The sequence below is a fragment of the Nonomuraea sp. NPDC050556 genome (assembly GCF_044457355.1).
Classification (GTDB): domain Bacteria; phylum Actinomycetota; class Actinomycetes; order Streptosporangiales; family Streptosporangiaceae; genus Nonomuraea.
In genome coordinates, this window is sequence record NZ_JBITGU010000004.1 from 1043326 (window position 1) to 1058885 (window position 15560).

At 68.3% G+C, this 15560-nt stretch carries 14 protein-coding genes; 7 read left to right on the top strand and 7 right to left on the bottom strand.

Going from position 1 to position 15560, the window contains the following annotated elements; translation table 11 throughout:
• Positions 1 to 16 precede the first annotated feature (16 nt).
• From ACIBG8_RS41860 to ACIBG8_RS41870, 3 genes are read right to left on the bottom strand one after another with little or no spacing between them, the layout of a single operon-like run.
• Positions 17 to 1270, bottom strand: coding sequence for an MFS transporter (locus tag ACIBG8_RS41860; protein ID WP_397348783.1), 1254 nt, complete (start codon positions 1268 to 1270; stop codon positions 17 to 19).
• A complete protein-coding gene (locus tag ACIBG8_RS41865; protein WP_397348784.1) occupies positions 1267 to 1785 on the bottom strand; it encodes a winged helix-turn-helix domain-containing protein in 519 nt (172 codons plus the stop codon). The genes ACIBG8_RS41860 and ACIBG8_RS41865 overlap by 4 nt, the downstream gene beginning before the upstream one ends.
• Positions 1786 to 1820: 35 nt before the next feature.
• Positions 1821 to 2228: a hypothetical protein gene (locus ACIBG8_RS41870; RefSeq protein WP_397348785.1), complete on the bottom strand. Its 408-nt coding sequence runs from the start codon at positions 2226 to 2228 to the stop codon at positions 1821 to 1823.
• A 34-nt stretch (positions 2229 to 2262) separates the two neighbouring features.
• Between ACIBG8_RS41870 and ACIBG8_RS41875 the strand changes: the two genes are divergently transcribed.
• From ACIBG8_RS41875 to ACIBG8_RS41900, 6 genes are all read left to right on the top strand, one after another.
• Positions 2263 to 2907 carry a B3/4 domain-containing protein gene (locus tag ACIBG8_RS41875; protein ID WP_397348786.1) on the top strand — a complete coding sequence of 215 codons (645 nt, stop codon included), beginning with the start codon at positions 2263 to 2265 and terminating at the stop codon, positions 2905 to 2907.
• Positions 2908 to 3089: 182 nt separating this feature from the next.
• Complete coding sequence (locus tag ACIBG8_RS41880; RefSeq protein ID WP_397348787.1) at positions 3090 to 6734, top strand: multifunctional oxoglutarate decarboxylase/oxoglutarate dehydrogenase thiamine pyrophosphate-binding subunit/dihydrolipoyllysine-residue succinyltransferase subunit; 3645 nt, start codon at positions 3090 to 3092, stop codon at positions 6732 to 6734.
• 133 nt (positions 6735 to 6867) lie between these two features.
• Entirely contained in the window at positions 6868 to 8187 is a 1320-nt protein-coding gene (locus ACIBG8_RS41885) for a Fic family protein (RefSeq protein WP_397348788.1), read from the top strand.
• 13 nt (positions 8188 to 8200) lie between these two features.
• Complete coding sequence (locus ACIBG8_RS41890) at positions 8201 to 8377, top strand: DUF6104 family protein (protein ID WP_397348789.1); 177 nt, start codon at positions 8201 to 8203, stop codon at positions 8375 to 8377.
• Between the two features lie 80 nt (positions 8378 to 8457).
• Positions 8458 to 9258 carry a DUF4097 family beta strand repeat-containing protein gene (locus tag ACIBG8_RS41895; RefSeq protein WP_397348790.1) on the top strand — a complete coding sequence of 267 codons (801 nt, stop codon included), beginning with the start codon at positions 8458 to 8460 and terminating at the stop codon, positions 9256 to 9258.
• A complete protein-coding gene (locus ACIBG8_RS41900) occupies positions 9255 to 9959 on the top strand; it encodes a PadR family transcriptional regulator (RefSeq protein ID WP_397348791.1) in 705 nt (234 codons plus the stop codon). The genes ACIBG8_RS41895 and ACIBG8_RS41900 overlap by 4 nt, the downstream gene beginning before the upstream one ends.
• On the opposite strand, the gene ACIBG8_RS41905 is transcribed toward ACIBG8_RS41900, so the two are convergent.
• From ACIBG8_RS41905 to ACIBG8_RS41920, 4 genes are all read right to left on the bottom strand, one after another.
• Positions 9956 to 10762 carry an oxygenase MpaB family protein gene (locus tag ACIBG8_RS41905; RefSeq protein ID WP_397348792.1) on the bottom strand — a complete coding sequence of 269 codons (807 nt, stop codon included), beginning with the start codon at positions 10760 to 10762 and terminating at the stop codon, positions 9956 to 9958. The two genes, ACIBG8_RS41900 and ACIBG8_RS41905, sit on opposite strands and share 4 nt — an antisense overlap.
• A 21-nt stretch (positions 10763 to 10783) precedes the next feature.
• Positions 10784 to 11740: a zinc-binding dehydrogenase gene (locus tag ACIBG8_RS41910; protein ID WP_397348793.1), complete on the bottom strand. Its 957-nt coding sequence runs from the start codon at positions 11738 to 11740 to the stop codon at positions 10784 to 10786.
• 9 nt (positions 11741 to 11749) lie between these two features.
• Positions 11750 to 12625: a hypothetical protein gene (locus ACIBG8_RS41915; RefSeq protein ID WP_397348794.1), complete on the bottom strand. Its 876-nt coding sequence runs from the start codon at positions 12623 to 12625 to the stop codon at positions 11750 to 11752.
• Positions 12626 to 12707: 82 nt separating this feature from the next.
• Entirely contained in the window at positions 12708 to 14144 is a 1437-nt protein-coding gene (locus ACIBG8_RS41920; protein WP_397348795.1) for an acetyl-CoA synthetase, read from the bottom strand.
• Between the two features lie 273 nt (positions 14145 to 14417).
• On the opposite strand from ACIBG8_RS41920, the gene ACIBG8_RS41925 reads away from it, so the two are divergent.
• The gene (locus tag ACIBG8_RS41925) at positions 14418 to 15527 is read left to right on the top strand and encodes a trypsin-like serine peptidase (protein ID WP_397348796.1); all 1110 of its coding nucleotides are present in this window, start codon (positions 14418 to 14420) and stop codon (positions 15525 to 15527) included.
• Positions 15528 to 15560 lie beyond the last annotated feature (33 nt).

The window sequence follows — 15560 nt, forward strand, 5'->3', positions numbered from 1 at the left end:
GCTCGATTCTGCCCCCTCACACCGAATCATGTTCTACTGGGGTCCGTAGTCGCACGAAGAGTGGCGTGGCGGCCAGCACGAGCACCGCGACCAGCGCCCAGGTGACCCCCACTCCCCACACGGACGCCAGCACGCCGAGCAGCGCGGTCGACGAAGCCCCGCCCACCTGCAGCGACAGCGAGCTGATCGAGGTCATCGTGGTGCGCTCGGCAGCGGTGACCACCAGATGCGTCATCTCCATGCGGAGCAGCCCGCTCGCGCCGATCCCCGCGAACAGCACCATGTAGGCAGCGGCGGCGCAGGCCAGACCCGGCCATCCGGAAATCCCCGCCGAGGCCGCGAGCCCGCCCAGCGCGAGCACCGCGAGCACGTGACCCGCCGCCGATCCACGCGCGCTCCCCCGCGCCACCCGCGCCAGTCCAGGCGCGACCGCCGATCCGATCGCGCTGCCAGCGAAGCCGAGCGCGGCCACCGCGGCATAGGCGGTGGCGCCGAGCTTGGCGCCGCCCGCGAGTTGCGCCAGCCGTACAGGAGTCAGGAGCTCCACCGAGCTCAGCGCGAGCCCTGTGACGGCGGACAGCAGCATCAGGCGCCGCAACACGCCGCGCCCCGCCGCCATCCGCAGCCCGGACACGACGGTCGCCGGCACCTCGCGGAGCACCGAGCCCAGCGCCCGGCGAGCGTGCGTCGGCTCGGGCAGCGCGAGAACCACGACCACCAGGAGCACGACGGCCGCGGCAGCGGCCAGCAGCGGCGGCGCGGCCAGCGGGAAGATCAGCGCGGGCGGCACGACCAGCGGCACCACGCCGCCGACCAGCACGCCGCCGCACAGCGCCACGGACGCCATCGACTCGCCCCTGGCCAGCCCCGGCTTGAGGTCGGCGCCGGGCCCCTCCAGGTCGTGCAGCGTGTCGACGTACCAGGCCGCGGCGGGACCGCTGGACAGCGCCCTGGCCGCGCCCTGGAGCATCCCGGTGATGAGGAACATCCACATCGTGGTCGAGAACGCCATCGCGAGCATCGCGACCACGCTCACAGCGGCCGACGCGGCGAGCACCATGCGCCTGCCGATCACGTCGGCCAGCCCGCCCGTGGGCAGTTCGAGGGTGATCGTCGTGACGGAGTAGACCGTCCAGACGAGACCCACCTCGGCGAGACTGAGCCCGCGTCCGGACATCAGCAGCACCATCGGGCCGAGCAGCAGCCCGGTCGGCAGCCAGCTCAGGAAGGAGACCAGGGCGTAGCGTCTACGGGCCGATAACGGGGTCACGACCACAGGAACCCTCCCAGCCAGATGTGGACGGACCGGTTGTCCTCATGGTCGGCGTAGCGCTCCTCCAGCTCACGCACCAGCGCCGTCGCCCGCTCCTCGAACTCGCGCAGCCCCTCGGGCGGCAGCCGTACCAGGTAGTCGCTGAGCCCGCCCTCGTCACTCTCCTGTACGGCGCGGCCGAGCGTTTCGACCTGGCGCAGTCGCATGATGCGGTCGGCCTCGCGCCCCTCCGGGGTGGCCGACATCTCCTCCGGGTCCCACGAGGTGATCCGGTGCCTGGCCCGCCAGCGCCGCTCGCGGCCGTCCGGCGAGGGGTCCTCCTCGATGAAGCCGTACTTGGCCAGCTCGCGCAGGTGGTAGCTGGTGGACCCCGAGCTCTCCCCCACCGTACGGCCGAGCTGGCTGGCGGTGGCCGGGCCGTCGGCGCGCAGGTGGGCGAGCAACCTCACCCGCAGCGGGTGCGCGACGACCTTGAGCACCTCGGGATCGCTGATCCGGTAGGCCTCTTCCATGCGGCGAGCATAAACCGCAAAGACAATTTTGCAAATTATCCAGCGACCGCCGCGACGACGATGCCCAGGAAGACCAGCAGGAGGAACGCGACGAGCACGCCCAGGATGATGAACTGGGCCACCAGTCCGGGCCACGGCTGCGGCGCCGGGCCGAGCGCGCCCCTGGAGAAGGCCCACAGCGGCGCCCGGTACTCCACCTCCAGCGCCTGACCAGGCTGGATCCAGACCGTCTGGTCAGCGGGCCCGATCTGCGACGGCACCAGGTAAGGGACGTGGACGTGCAGGTGGTACTGCCCTGGCTGGAGCGGGATCGGGATCCGCCCCCACCTCACGCCGGGGACGTGGTGACCGTTCAGCATGACCACCGGGGTGAACATGCCGAACATGAACGCCATCCAGTGGTGCTTGATGTCGAGCACGAGATGCGATTGCGGGGGGTACACGAACGTCCTCTCTCGAAGCTTTAGGCTGACCATCATGCTGGAAGAGATCCACGTTGACCCGTCCGTTTTCGCACTTCGGCCGGATTTCGCCGTCCTCGTCATCACCGCGCACGGCCTGACCAACGGCCCGACCGACGAGCGGTCGCGCGCCTGGCTGGCCTCCGCCGAGGCCGTGGCGAACGACGACCCGAAGCTGGAGGCCTGGCGCGACGCCTACCGCGCGTTCGGCGCGAAGCCCTCGCGGACGAGACCCTCGGTCGACGCGCTCTCCCGGCGGCTGCCGCTGCCCGAGATCAACCGGGTGGTCGACGCCTACAACTCCATCAGCGTGAAGCACGTGCTGCCGATCGGCGGCGAGGACCTGCGCGCCTACCAGGGCCCGGCCAGGCTCATCCGAGCGGTCGGCGACGAGCCGTCCGAGGAGGTCATCGGCGTCCCGGAGCCAGGGGAGGTGGTCTGGCGCGACGACCTGGGCGTCACCTGCCGCCGGTGGAACTGGCGCCAGGGCGTGCGCACCCGGCTCACCGAGGAGACCGTCGACGCGATCTTCCTCCTGGAGCGCCTGGAGCCCCTCTCGCTCGACGAGCTGAAGGTCGCCGGCGAGGAGCTGGCCGACCTCCTGACGGAGATCTCCCCTGACGTGCGCATCAGCACCCGGCTCATCCAGTCCGGGAATTAAACCTCCGTCAGACTGTTGATACCGAAAGGTAACAATGGCTGTACCACCTGGGGGTGCTGCTCTCCTGAGAGGATCGGGCGGGGTGGCAGCGTCTCTCCGGCACACGCTGCCGGTCCGGGCGAGTAGCCTTGGACAGGTTCTCTAACATCAACGCCGATCGTCGGAAGAGGGCGATTTCCGCCGTGTCGTCTGAGTCGTCGCGGACAAACCCGCTGGCAAGCTTTGGGCAGAACGAGTGGCTTGTCGACGAGCTGTACCAGAAGTACCTCCAGGATCCCGAGTCTGTGGACAAGGCCTGGTGGAACTTCTTCGCTGACTACAACCCTGACTACGGACCGGGTAGAACCCCGGCCAGGGAGGCGGCGAACGGCACAGCTACCGCCCCGCCTCCCGCAGCACCCCCACCGGCTGCCACCAAGCCGGTTGTTGACAAGCCGAAGCCTCAAGCTGTCGCGACCCCGGTTCCGGCCGGGGCGGAAGAGGTCAAGCTGCGCGGCGCAGCCGCTCGCACGGTGCTCAACATGGAGAGCTCGCTGACGGTTCCGACCGCCACGAGCGTCCGTGCCATCCCGGCCAAGTTGCTCATCGACAACCGCATTGTGATCAACAATCACCTCAAGCGGGGTCGTGGCGGCAAGGTCTCCTTCACCCACCTGATCGGCTATGCCGTGGTCAGGGCGCTGAGGGCCATGCCGGAGATGAACTACTCCTACACCGAGGTCGACGGCAAGCCGACCCTGGTGAAGCCCGAGCACGTCGGCCTCGGTCTCGCGATCGACGTGCAGAAGAGCAACGGCGAGCGCCAGCTCCTCGTGCCCTCGATCAAGGGCGCGGAGGACATGGACTTCCGCCAGTTCTGGATGGCCTACGAAGAGGTCGTGCGCAAGGCACGCTCCGGCAAGCTCGGCGTCGACGACTTCCAGGGCACCTCGATCTCGCTCACCAACCCGGGCACGATCGGCACGGTCCACTCGGTGCCGCGCCTCATGCCGGGGCAGGGCACGATCATCGGCGTCGGCGCCATGGAGTACCCGGCCGAGTACCAGGGCGCGTCCCCGGACACGCTCTCCCGGCTGGCCGTCTCCAAGGTCATGACGCTCACGAGCACCTACGACCACCGGATCATCCAGGGCGCCCAGTCGGGCGACTTCCTGCGGCAGATCCACCGGTCGCTGCTCGGCGAGGACGGCTTCTACGACGAGATCTTCGAGGCGCTCCGGATCCCTTACGAGCCGGTCCGCTGGGTGCAGGACGTCTCCACCTCGCACGACGACGACGTCTCCAAGTCGGCGCGCGTCATCGAGCTGATCCACGCCTACCGGGTACGCGGCCACCTCATGGCCGAGACCGACCCGCTGGAGTACAAGCAGCGCAAGCACCCCGACCTCGACATCCAGTCGCACGGCCTCACGCTGTGGGACCTGGAGCGCGAGTTCGCCACGGGCGGGTTCGGCGGCAAGCCGCTGGCCAAGCTGCGCGAGATCCTGGGCGTGCTGCGTGACTCCTACTGCCGCACCATCGGCATCGAGTACATGCACATCCAGAACCCCGAGGAGCGCGCCTGGATCCAGGCGCGGGTGGAGAAGCCGCACAAGAGCCCGGACCGCGAGGAGCAGCTGCACATCCTCAGCAGGCTCAACACCGCCGAGGCCTTCGAGACGTTCCTGCAGACGAAGTTCGTCGGCCAGAAGCGCTTCTCGCTGGAGGGCGGCGAGTCGCTGATCCCGCTGCTCGACTCGGTGATGGGCGCGGCCGCCTGCGAGGGCCTCGACGAGGTCGTCATCGGCATGGCGCACCGCGGCAGGCTCAACGTGCTGGCCAACATCGTGGGCAAGTCCTATGCCCAGATCTTCGGCGAGTTCGAGGGCAACATCGACCCGCGCACCGCGCACGGTTCCGGCGACGTCAAGTACCACCTCGGCGCCACCGGCACCTTCACCGCGCACCAGGGCAAGACGATCGTCTCCTCGGTGGTCGCCAACCCCTCCCACCTGGAGGCGGTCGACCCGGTGCTGGAAGGCGTCGTGCGCGCCAAGCAGGACCTCCTGGAGCGCGGCGAGGAGGGCTTCTCGGTCCTTCCCGTCCTCGTGCACGGCGACGCGGCCTTCGCCGGCCAGGGCGTCGTGGCCGAGACGCTCAACCTGTCGCAGCTTCGCGGCTACCGCACCGGTGGCACGGTGCACATCGTGGTCAACAACCAGGTCGGCTTCACCACCTCGCCCGCCTCGTCGCGAAGCAGCGTCTACGCGACCGACGTGGCGCGGATGATCCAGGCGCCGATCTTCCACGTCAACGGCGACGACCCCGAGGCCGTCGTCCGCGTGGGCAAGCTGGCCTACGAGTACCGGCAGGCGTTCCGCAAGGACGTCGTCATCGACATGATCTGCTACCGCCGCCGTGGCCACAACGAGGGCGACAACCCCGCCTTCACCCAGCCGCTGATGTACGACATCATCGACGCCAAGCGGTCGACTCGTAAGCTCTACACCGAGGCCCTGATCGGCCGCGGCGACATCACGGTCGAAGAGGCCGAGCAGGCGCTGCGCGACTACCAGGCCAAGCTGGAGCAGGCCTTCACCGAGGTCCGCGAGGCGGTCAAGAAGCCGCAGGAGTCGAGCGACCTGCGCGTCCCGCCGACCGAGATCGTCAAGTGGTCGCACGCCGACACACCCACCGCGATCTCCGACGAGACGCTCAAGCGCATCGTCGACACCCAGCTCAACCTGCCCGAGGGCTTCACGATCCACCCGCGCCTGGCGCCGGTGATCCAGCGCCGCGGTCAGATGGTGGAGCAGGACACGATCGACTGGGGCATGGGTGAGACGCTGGCCTTCGGCTCGCTGCTCATCGACGGCCACCCGGTGCGCGTCGTCGGGCAGGACACTCGCCGCGGCACGTTCGTCCAGCGCCACGCGGTGCTGGTCGACCGGATCACCGGCGAGGAGCACACCCCGCTCAAGACGTTCAACCACGGCACGACGAAGTTCTACATCTACGACTCGCTGCTCAGCGAGTTCGCGGCGCTGGGCTTCGAGTACGGCTACAGCGTGGTCAGGCCGGACGCCCTGGTGGCGTGGGAGGCCCAGTTCGGCGACTTCGTCAACGGCGCACAGACGATCATCGACGAGTTCATCTCGTCCGGTGAGCAGAAGTGGGGCCAGCGTTCCGGCGTCGTCATGCTGCTCCCGCACGGTTACGAGGGTCAGGGTCCCGACCACAGCAGCGCCCGGATCGAGCGCTTCCTGCAGGTCTGCGCCCTGGACAACATGACCGTCGCGCAGCCGACCACGCCGGCCAACTACTTCCACCTGCTCAGGTGGCAGGTGGAGTCCGGCAGGCACAAGCCGATGGTCGTCTTCACGCCGAAGTCGCTGCTGCGGCACAAGAAGGCCACGTCCAAGGCGTCCGACTTCACCTCGGGCACCTTCCAGCCGGTCATCGGCGACACCACGGCCGACCCGGCCAAGGTCACCAAGGTGGTGCTCTGCTCCGGCAGGATCTACTACGACCTGGTGGCCGGGCGCGAGCAGGCGGGTGGCGACAACGTCGCCATCGTCCGGCTCGAGCGGCTCTACCCGTTCCCGGAGGAGGAGCTCAACGCCGAGCTCTCCCGTTACGGCTCCGACGTGGAGCTGGTCTGGGCGCAGGACGAGCCGGTCAACATGGGGCCGTGGCCGTACCTCACGCTGAAGCTGGCCGAGAACCCGCAGCTGCTCGGCGGCCGCGGCCTGCGCCGCGTGTCGCGCACCCCCAACAGCTCACCGGCGACGGGTTCGCACTCGTCGCACGACAACGAGCTCGCTGGGATCCTCACCGAGTTGTTCTGATCCAGGCAGTAAGGATGCCCCGGCTGGGCTACCGGCCGGGGCATCCTCGCGTTTCAGGATGGCGGTAACTGCTAAACTCTCATCTGTTAGCAGCTAATTAGCTGCTAACAGCACGCGATATAGCAGGTGACGTGTGAAGCTTCCCAAGAAACCACCACCGTGGCTTCACCTCCTGAGCACCGACCTCCTTCCGCTGCTCATGGAGCACGGCCGCACCATAGGCCCCGCCGACAAGTACCGCCCATGGGACGAGGTGCGCTGGCGATCGGCACCGGAAGGCATGACACATGAGCAGTACTGGGCGGCCATCAAGCTCGCCAGGATCGGGATGCGGCGCGAACTCCCCCTGACCAGCACATCCGGCCTGCTCTTCAGCTATGCCCTGCCCGATGAGGTTCTCCAGGGCGTGGACTGGGTGAGCAGGCATGCGAGCGGGCAGATCATCGCACCTCCCGCGACCATCACTGACGAGAATCGCGACACGTACATCGTCAGCTCCCTCATGGCGGAAGCCATTACCTCCAGCCAGCTCGAAGGCGCCCAAACCGCCTACGCCGTCGCGAAGGACATGCTCCGGACCGGGCGCAAGCCGCGCACCCACGACGAACTAATGATCGTCAACAACTACCAGGCGATGCGCTATATCGGGACGATCCGTAATGAGCCGCTAACGCCAGAGCTGATCTGCGAACTTCATCGCCTGGTCACCGATGGGACGCTGGACAACCCGGCGGCCGCGGGCCGCCCACAACTTCCCGGCGAGCGCCGAGTAGTAGTGACCGACGCTTATGGCGAGGTCCTCCACGAGCCACCGCCCGCCGAGGAGCTTCCCGATCGGCTGTCCAGGCTCTGCGCGTTCGCGAACGCCCAGAGCGACAGCCCCTACCTGCCGCCGGTCATCCGAGCGGTCATCACCCACTTCATGCTCGGCTACGACCACCCCTTCGTCGACGGCAACGGTCGGACCGCGCGGGCCCTGTTCTACTGGTCAATGCTCAACCAGGGATACTGGCTCACCGAGTTCGTCTCCGTGTCGCGGCTCCTCAAAGGGGCACAGGCCCGCTACGCCAGGAGCTTCCTGCACAGCGAAGACGACGATGGCGACCTCACCTACTTCGTCATCTACCAGCTCGAGATCCTGCAGCGGGCCATCAGGGAACTGCACGACTACATCCAGCGGAAGGCGAACGAAACGGAGCGGCTCCGGCGCGCGATCGAAGGCAGGGTGGGTGAGTTCAATCACCGGCAGTTGGCCGTCCTTCAACATGCCATCAGGCATCCCAAGGCCCGGTTCACCGTGACCTCTCACGCCTCGAGTCACAACGTCGTCGCCCAGACCTCACGCACGGATCTACGCGAGCTCGAGGAAAGGGGACTCCTCGCTAGAGTTGCGCAGGGCCGCGGACATGCGTGGACACCCGTCGAGAACCTCAGCGACCTGCTGTGCCAATGACCAGGAGAAACAGATGTACTTCACCGATCGGGGGATCGAGGAGCTCGTCCAGCGACGGGGCGAGGAGGAGGTCTCCCTGCTGTGGCTGGGTGAGCGGCTGCGCGAGTTCGTGGATCTCAACCCCGAGTTCGAGACGCCGGTCGAGCGGTTGGCGACCTGGCTGGCCAGACTGGACGATGAGGACGAATAGGACACGATACATCTTGAGTTTTCGGCAGACGCGACATATCGTGTCTGTAGGAAGCGGTGTCACGACGAAGGGCTTGGATCATGCCGCAGTGGACCATAGAGGCGCCTGAGCACCTGTCCTTCGACAGTGTCACCTCGCTCAACGTACGCGTGGTGGCCGGCAGGCTCGCCGTTCTGGCCAGCGAGGGCCCGCCCACCCTCGAAGTGGCCGAGATCGACACCTCGCCGCTGATCGTGACCCACGACGAGGACGGCACGCTCACCGTGGCGTACCGCGACCTCACCTGGGACGGCCTGCTCGGCTGGCTGCGCAGGACGGGCAAGCGGAGCAGCGTGCTCACCATCACCGTCCCCAAGGACTGCCCGGTCAAGGTCGGCGTCGTGTCCGCCTCGGCGGTCGTCGCCGGGTTCGAGCGGCGCACCCACGTCAGGTCGGTCTCCGGCGAGGTCGTCCTGGACGGCGTGAGCGGCGACGTCAACGCCGAGACCGTCTCCGGCGACGTGGAGAGCCGCGCGATGGAGGGCGACCTGGCGTTCAAGAGCGTCTCAGGCGACCTCGCCGTCGCCGACGGGGTGCCGCGCCGCCTGCGGGCCAACACGATCTCCGGCCGCATCACGGCCGACCTGCGGCTGAGCCCGACCGGTCACGTCACGTTCAACTCGGTCTCCGGCGACGTCATGGTGCGCGTGCCGCACGACACCGAGGCAGACGTCACCATCCGCTCGACCTCGGGCAAGCTCGGCACCACCTTCCCCGAGCTGGCCAACCTGTCGAGCCCAGGCTCCAGAACGTTGTCGGGCAGGCTCTCCGGCGGCATGGCCTCGCTCACCGCCACGACCGTCTCCGGCGACGTCACGCTGCTCAAGGGGGAGAAGGAATGAGTCCGGTCTTCGGGCACGGGCGCCTGCGCCTGTACTTGCTCAAGCTGCTCGAGGAGAGCCCGCGCCACGGCTACGAGGTCATCCGGCTGTTGCAGGACCGCTTCCTCGGCGTCTACTCCCCCTCCCCGGGAACGATCTACCCGCGCCTGGCCAGGCTCGAAGAGGAGGGCCTGGTCACCCACGAGGTGGTCGAGGGCAAGAAGGTCTTCTCGATCACCGACAAGGGCAGGGAGGAGCTCAACTCCCGGCTCGACGAGCTGGCCGACCTGGAGCAGGAGATCAACGCCTCGGTGCGGGACATCGCCCGCGAGGTCAAGGAGGACGTCCGCGACACCGTCAAGTCGCTCCGCGAGGAGCTGTCGAAGATGGCCAAGGACGTCCGCACCGGCTCCACCCAGGAGCTCCGCCGGGTCAAGGAGCAGCAGAAGCGCCAGTGGATGGACCACGTCCAGAGCTGGACGGGCGAGGGCGAGCGGCTCGGCAGGGAGTGGCGCAGGGTCTGGTCCGAGGTCTGGCAGACCGTCGGCGGCGTCACCGACAACCGCGCCGCGCTCGACGCCGAGCTGGGCGAGCGGCTGGCCGACTTCGTCGCCCAGGTGCGCGCCGAGGCCTCGGACTCCCGGCTGACCAGGGAGAAGCTCGACGAGTGCCAGGCTGCGATCGACGACGCCGCCGCGCGCATCCGCGACACCCTGCGCTAGCCGCGCCTGGCCCGGTAGGCGATGGGCAGGTATCTGACCCGCTCGGGCAGGCGCGGGGCGACGGCGGCGACCGTACGGCCCAGCGCGCGCAGCCTGCGCTCGTCGCGCGCCGTCCACGCCAGCCCGAGCTTCTCGCGTACGGCGGGCGGCAGCGTGCCGGTCGTGACGAAGACGTTGAGCCGCCCGGAGCCCAGGCCGACCGGCTTCCACAGCGCCCGCGGCACGTGCGGCGGCGGGCCGACGCTCCTGGCGACGTCGAGCACGTCGTGCGCGGTCGGGTGGTCTTCGAGGGTGTGCTCGACCATGTCGTCGAAGTAGGCCCAGTAGTCCTCGACGGTCGGCGGGAACATCCGCTCGGGCACCTGAAGGATCGCCCCGAGCTGCAGGATCTCCGCGTAGACCCGGCGCTCCTCCTCAGGTGTGTACGGCTCGCCGAAGTAGCGGGCCATCGTCACCGCGCGCTCGAAAGCCGTCAGATGCACCCAGGCATACGGCTCCGCACTCAGCGCATGATATTTCCTGCCCTGGGAGTCGATGCCGGAGATGTCCTTGTGCATCTCCCGCAGCCGCCGCCCCTCCTCGATCGCACCGGCTCCGCCGTACACCCAGGTCTGCAGGGACGTGATCGAGCGGGACAGCCGCCCCCACGGGTCGGTCTTGTAGACCGACTGCTCGCCGACGGCGGCGCCGATCGCGGGGTGCATGACCTGCAGGATCAGCGCGCCGCCGAGCACGAACATCAACCTGGCGTCGCCCATGCCCTCCCAGAGCATGGAGCCTGGACCGAACGGCTTGACGTCCATACTCTGTAAGTTACCACTTACTCAGCTGGTGAAAACTATCTTCCCGAACACGTCGCCCTCGTGCATCGCGGCGAAGCCGTCGCGCGCCCGCGTCATCGGCATCGCCCTGTCGATGACCGGGCGCACCCCGGTCTGCTCCAGGAAGACCGCGAGGCGCTGGAGCTGGTCGCGGGTGCCCATGGTCGAGCCGACCACGGAGAGCTGCAGGAAGAACACCCGGTTGAGGTCGGCGGGCGGCACGGCGCCGCTGGTCGCGCCGGAGACCACGATGCGGCCGCCGGGGCGCAGCGACTTGAGCGAATGGTCCCAGGTGGCCTGACCGACGGTCTCCATGACCGCGTCCACCCGCTCCGGCAGCCGCGCGCCAGGCTCGAAGACCTGGTCGGCGCCCGTTTGAAGGGCTCGCTCCCGCTTCTCGGCCGACCTGCTGGTGGCCCACATCCGGTAGCCGCCCGCGCGGCCGAGCGCGATGAGCGCGGTGGCCACGCCGCCGCCCGCGCCCTGGACGAGCACGGTCGAGCCCGGCTGCAGCTCGGCCTTGTCGAACAACATCCGGTAGGCGGTCAGCCACGCCGTGGGCAGACACGCCGCCTCCTCGAAGCTGAGCGCGGCCGGCTTGGGCACGAGATTCCTTCTGGGTACGGTGACCCGCTCGGCGAACGTGCCGTCGTGGACCTCGGAGAGCAGGCTGCGCTTGGGGTCGAGGGTCTCGTCTGCGCCCGATCCGATGACGGAGTGCACGATGACCTCGTTACCGTCCTCGTCCACGCCCGCGGCGTCGCAGCCGAGCACGATCGGCAGCCGGTCCTGGCGGATGCCGACGCCCTTGAGCGTCCAGAGGTCGTGGTGGTTGAGCGCGGCCGCCTTGACGGTGACCGTGGTCCAGCCGTCCTGGGCCTTCGGCTCCGGGTGCTCACCCAGCGTCAGTCCGGCGAGCGGGTTGTCGGGGTCGGTCTGTGTGGCGGTTACGGCGAACATGGCCGCACCCTACTTGAGAGTCACCCTGATCTCCGCGATCGCCTCCTGCACGAAGGACGGCTCGCCCACGGCGCACACCAGCACGTCGCCCCGGCACACCTTGCGGGCGAAGCGCCCGTGCCCGCCGATGATCGACGGCATCCTGGACCTCTCGTCGCAGCCGGGGGTGGGGATGATCGCCACCATGTCCCCCGCGGCCCCGCCGAACCACAGTTGCGGACCGACCGGCTCGCCGCGGGCCATCTCGCCCGGCGCGGCCAGGCGGACGGGGGGCGTCGCCGTCAGGACGAGGTAGCCGTCCTTGGTGACCTTTCCCTTGAGCTTCTCCGCCCAGGTGACGCGCTGCTCGAAGGTGAGCGCGTCGGCCCGGTCGTAGAGGGCCAGCCGCCAGTCGCCGAAGGCGAACATCAGCACCTGGCCGCCCGAACCGCTGCCCGGCTGGCGCGGCCACAACGTGACGTTCGGCGCGAACTCCCTGATCGCCTCACCGCCCCTGGTGATCTCGGCCTCGCCCGAGTAGGGCGCCTCCAGCCTGCGGAAGAGCATCATGTCGCTGTCGATCCAGCCGCCCACGAACGGCCTGGCCCCGAGGTTGTCGAGCGCGATGCGCGGCGGGTAGCGCACCTCGGCGCGCCGCCCGTCGGGGAAGACGACGTCGATGACCTTCTTGCCGGCCTTCCTCCTGGGCACGGGGTGGAGCAGGTTGTTGGCGCCGCTGACCATGGGGCCGATCGAGCTGATCGACGACGGCGTGACGGGTGCCGGCTTGGCGGGCACCTTCCTGTTGGTGATCAGGATGAGGATGCCCGCGCCGACGAGAACGAGCAGCACCCCGATGCCCAGCCATCGCCTGCGGCCCGCCGATCCCGCTTCGATGACGTCCACGGCGATCCTCCCTTGGGCACAGTTCAGTTGAGCGGGAGGTGTCTCCGCAATTGGCCCGGGGTCACGAATTCACAACCGCATGTCACCAAATCGCGGTATTGATCGTCCCGTTGGTGGTGATGGTCACCTGCTGGCCGACGAGCTCGCGCGACTCCGCGTCGGCGATCAGGTCGGCCTGCCGTACCTGGGCGTGGGCGCGGCGGCCGTCGGGCAGGTCGAGCACCAGGATGGCCTTCTCCGGCTCGCCGTCGCGGGAGTGCGCGACGGTGTATCCGGCCACCGACGCGGGACCCTCGTAGAGGTCGGCGATCGGCACCGGCTCGGCCACGTGGACCGGCGCGGCCGACCCGAGCGTGCCGCCAGGCTCGCTGGACCAGATCGCGTAGGTGTGCTTGGTCAGGTGCATCCCGACACCGGTGACCAGGCCGTGGCCACCGTCCCTGAGCAGGCCCGCCATGGTGGCGGTCGAGTGCAGCACGTAGTTGCTGGCCGGCCCTCCGGCGTACGGCAGGCCGCCGGTGACGGTCAGGCCGCGCGGGTCGTTCTGGTCGATGCCGGTCGCGTCGCAGGCCTGCCTGATGGCGATGGCGAAGCAGCTGTAGACGTCGAGGGCGTGCATGTCCTCCAGGCCCAGACCCGCTCGCTGGGTCGCGGCTTCCGCGGCTTTCGCGATGGCTGTCGAGGCGCCGAGCTCCGGTCTCGCCGCCACCTCCCAGGTGTCCTCGGCGTAGGCCCAGCCGCGCAGGTAGGTGCGCTGGCTCTGCGGGATTCCCAGGCGGTCGGCGAGCCTGGTGCTGACCAGGACGACGGCCGCTGCCTGGTCGACCTCCATGATCGCGACCGTGCCCTTGGTGTACGGCCAGCCGACGAAGCGGGTGTCTGCTGCCAGCTCCTCCGGGGTGCGCGGGGTTCTGCGCCAGGCGTAGGGGTTGGCCGCAGCGACCTCGGTCATGGGGCTCATGAGCCGCCCCCGATCCCCCATTTCCTGAAATATCGACATACCCCGGGCGGCTCTTCTCGCGGTTTCCATGATCGCGTAGGTGTGCACGGGGAAGAACAGCTCGTGCGCCAGCTCCGCCGGGTGCGGCGGCCGTTCCCAGCCGTAGGGCGGCTTGGGGTCGGCGGGGTGGCTCCACCTGACGCTCTCGCCGGCCTGACGGTAGGCCCGGCGCGTGGCCAGCGCCTCAGCCCCCACGACCAGCGCCGCCTCCAGCTCACCTCCCGCGATCCTCTCCGCCGCCGCGCCGATGAGCAGTTGCGGAGCCGTACCGCTGACCCTGGAGTAGGCCCGGTGCTTGGGCGCGGCCCCCAGCCGGTCGGCCAGGCGGTCCACCGGGGCGTCGTACTGCCAGGAGTCGCTGTAGACGATCTGCACGGAGTCGAGCAGGTCGAGCGGCAGCCTCGCCTCGTCTGCCGCCCGCCGGGACACGGACTCCCAGAGGTCGAGGGGCTCAGGGCCGGGCTGTTCGCGAATGGTCAACTGGGCGGCGCCGACGAGGCAGGGAGTGAGGGGGCTCATGTTCATATCTAAGCAGAACAATATTCCAGTGATAAGTGTGGCGCATGTTGCCGATGGGTTTTCTGTCAATTCTTTGCGGCTCCGACCTGGTGAAATGCTTTCTTTGAATACATGCGATTTGGTTATTTCAATAACGGAATGGAACCGTCCCAGACTTTTTGACGTCGTTTCCTGGATCACACCTTGCGCCATTCAGTAGCGTTCCCAACGTTTTCCTGGCTCACCGGGGCACAGCACCTCGCTCTGAGCCGCCGAGAACTTGGAAGGAGCTCTATGTTTTCCCGAGCAAGGCGCATCTCGATCCCCCTCGCCGGTGTCCTCCTGGCCACCGGATGGATCGGCGCGACAGCAGCCGGCGCAGGCGCGACCGGCCCGACCGACGTCATCTCCAAGCAGGCGGCAGCCTCCCAGCAGGAGGCCACCGAGTTCTGGACGCCAGCGAAGATGAAGGCGGCCACGGACGTCACCGACGGTCTCGACATGAGCGTCAGGGGCCTCAAGGCGGCCAACTCCACGCCTGACGGTCCTCCCGGATCCGTCCCGCCGATCGGCGAGGAGAAGACCAAGACGATCAAGAGCAAGCAGCTCAACCTGCCCAACACGGTCGGCCGGGTGTTCTTCACCCTCCCCGGCGCCAACCCGGACGACCCGAAGAGCTGGAAGTTCTGCTCGGGCAGCTCCGTGCAGAGCAAGTACCGCAACCTGGTGGCCACGTCGGCGCACTGCGTCTACGACACCGTGCACAACACCTTCTACGACAACTGGGTCTTCATCCCCTCCTACTGGGACGGCGACCAGGCGTGGGAGGGCAAGGCTCCCTACGGCATCTACGCGGCCAAGACGTTCAACGCGCACGACGACTTCGTGGTGAAGGAGGACTACGACTTCGACTACGCGTTCGTCAACGTCTACTCCGGCATCAAGATCAAGTGGGAGAAGATCGACGGGCAGTGGCGTCCGACCGTCAAGAACGTCGGCCGTCTCGGCGACAACGTCGGCGGCCAGGGCTTCACCTGGAACCGCAGCACCAAGGCGACGGTGTTCTCGTTCGGCTACCCGGCCGGCGCGCACCCCGACGGTGACAAGCCGTTCTCCGGCCGCACCATGAAGTGGTGCTACGGCAAGACGGCTCCGATGCCCGAGGCGCCCAAGTACAACCTGCAGGAGCACGTCGGCTTCAAGTGCTCCTTCACCGCGGGCGCCAGTGGCGGTCCGTTCATCTACAACTACAAGAGCGCGAGCCGGACCGGCTACCTCTACGGCGTGAACAGCGTCGCGTGGGACACCGACGGCAACGACAGGTACGACCACATCTCGACGCCGTACTTCAACAGCGACACGTACAAGGTCTACAAGGCTGCGGCCAACCTCTGGACCAAGTAGGGCACCCTCGATCCTGACGGGCTCGGCGCTGTC

Excerpts from the sequence above, each read along its gene's own strand:
- ACIBG8_RS41910 (WP_397348793.1), bottom strand. The coding sequence starts at position 11,740 with ATGTTCGCCGTAACCGCCACACAGACCGACCCCGACAACCCGCTCGCC.
- ACIBG8_RS41865 (WP_397348784.1), bottom strand. The coding sequence starts at position 1,785 with ATGGAAGAGGCCTACCGGATCAGCGATCCCGAGGTGCTCAAGGTCGTC.
- ACIBG8_RS41890 (WP_397348789.1), top strand. The coding sequence starts at position 8,201 with ATGTACTTCACCGATCGGGGGATCGAGGAGCTCGTCCAGCGACGGGGC.
- ACIBG8_RS41895 (WP_397348790.1), top strand. The coding sequence starts at position 8,458 with ATGCCGCAGTGGACCATAGAGGCGCCTGAGCACCTGTCCTTCGACAGT.
- ACIBG8_RS41900 (WP_397348791.1), top strand. The coding sequence starts at position 9,255 with ATGAGTCCGGTCTTCGGGCACGGGCGCCTGCGCCTGTACTTGCTCAAG.
- ACIBG8_RS41920 (WP_397348795.1), bottom strand. The coding sequence starts at position 14,144 with ATGAGCCCCCTCACTCCCTGCCTCGTCGGCGCCGCCCAGTTGACCATT.
- ACIBG8_RS41875 (WP_397348786.1), top strand. The coding sequence starts at position 2,263 with ATGCTGGAAGAGATCCACGTTGACCCGTCCGTTTTCGCACTTCGGCCG.
- ACIBG8_RS41905 (WP_397348792.1), bottom strand. The coding sequence starts at position 10,762 with ATGGACGTCAAGCCGTTCGGTCCAGGCTCCATGCTCTGGGAGGGCATG.
- ACIBG8_RS41925 (WP_397348796.1), top strand. The coding sequence starts at position 14,418 with ATGTTTTCCCGAGCAAGGCGCATCTCGATCCCCCTCGCCGGTGTCCTC.